1 protein-coding gene is annotated in these 1,065 nt (G+C 66.5%); it reads left to right on the top strand.

Annotation, left to right across the window (positions count from 1 at the left end; all coding sequences use genetic code 11):
- Positions 1 to 431: 431 nt before the first annotated feature.
- Positions 432 to 1,065 (top strand): CHAP domain-containing protein (locus tag ACIRRH_RS43965; protein ID WP_403079116.1); only part of this gene is annotated, 634 nt, incomplete at its 3' end.

The raw sequence follows: 1,065 nt of genomic DNA, 5'->3' as shown, positions 1-1,065 counted from the left end.
ACGATGGCTCGGTGATGAACGAGGCGGAGACCAGCCCGGGTGGCGCCTGGTCCGCATGGAACGCCTTCGCCCCCTACGGCACCGCCAAGTCCTGATCGATGGTTTGAACGGCCCCTCTACCCGAGGCGCGCAAGATCCACAGCAAAGTCCCGCGAGCCCGTCATCCGGCACGGCTTCGACCTCGACCACAGCTGATTTCGATAGTCCGGCCCGCCGGCTCCGCTACCGAAGCGGCGATCACAGCCGCAGGAGATCTGGAAGCCACCCGGCTATCGCACCGAACTCCAGAGGTGACCTGCCAGTCAGGCCGATCCCCGCAGGCCCTCCGACCCACGTGCCGACCGCTGTTTCCGGAGGTCGGCAGCCCTGACCTTCGCCGGTGAACCGGTCAACCTCCCACGTCCAGAACGCAATTCCTCAGGAGAAGTGACATGTCCATCAAGGTAACGCGTCGCGGTCTTGCCCTCGCCCTCGCCGCCGCCTGCCTCCCGCTCTCACTTGCCCTCAGCACCACCACTGCTTCCGCCTCCGTGGGCAGCAGCATCGCCCAGATCGCCGCCGCGAACCTCGGCAACACCGGCTCCGGCCTGAACAGCGCCAATACCTACGGCTACTACAACAGCGCGAACGAAAACTGGTGCGCCGACTTTGCGAAGTGGGTCTGGGAACAGGACGGTGTCGACGTCTCCGGTCTCGACGCCCGTGCCGCCAGCTTCGCCGAATACCGCGGCGGCCTCTCCAGCACCCCTCACGTCGGCGACGCCGTCGTCTTCAACTACAACGGCGCCGGCTGGGCCCAGCACGTCGCCCTCGTTACCAGCATCAACACCGATGGCACTATCGGTACGATCGGAGGCAACCAGGCTGGCGGCCAGGTCACCCGCGGCCTGATCAGCAACGGCTCCTACGGCGGCATGGCGGTCAGCGGATACACCTCGCCGAAGGGAGGCCGCGACACGACGCCTGTGGTGGCCAGCTATGGCAGTGGTGGTCGTGTGGCCACGGGTGTGCATGCGGACGGTCGGGTGGAGGTGTTCGCGGTCACTCCCAGTGGTGGTGTCACCA

Source organism: Kitasatospora sp. NPDC101235 (assembly GCF_044767505.1).
In the GTDB taxonomy this organism is placed as follows: Bacteria; Actinomycetota; Actinomycetes; order Streptomycetales; family Streptomycetaceae; genus Kitasatospora.
The sequence above is the reverse complement of the archived record's forward strand: the minus strand, read 5'-3'. Positions and strand labels throughout refer to the sequence as shown.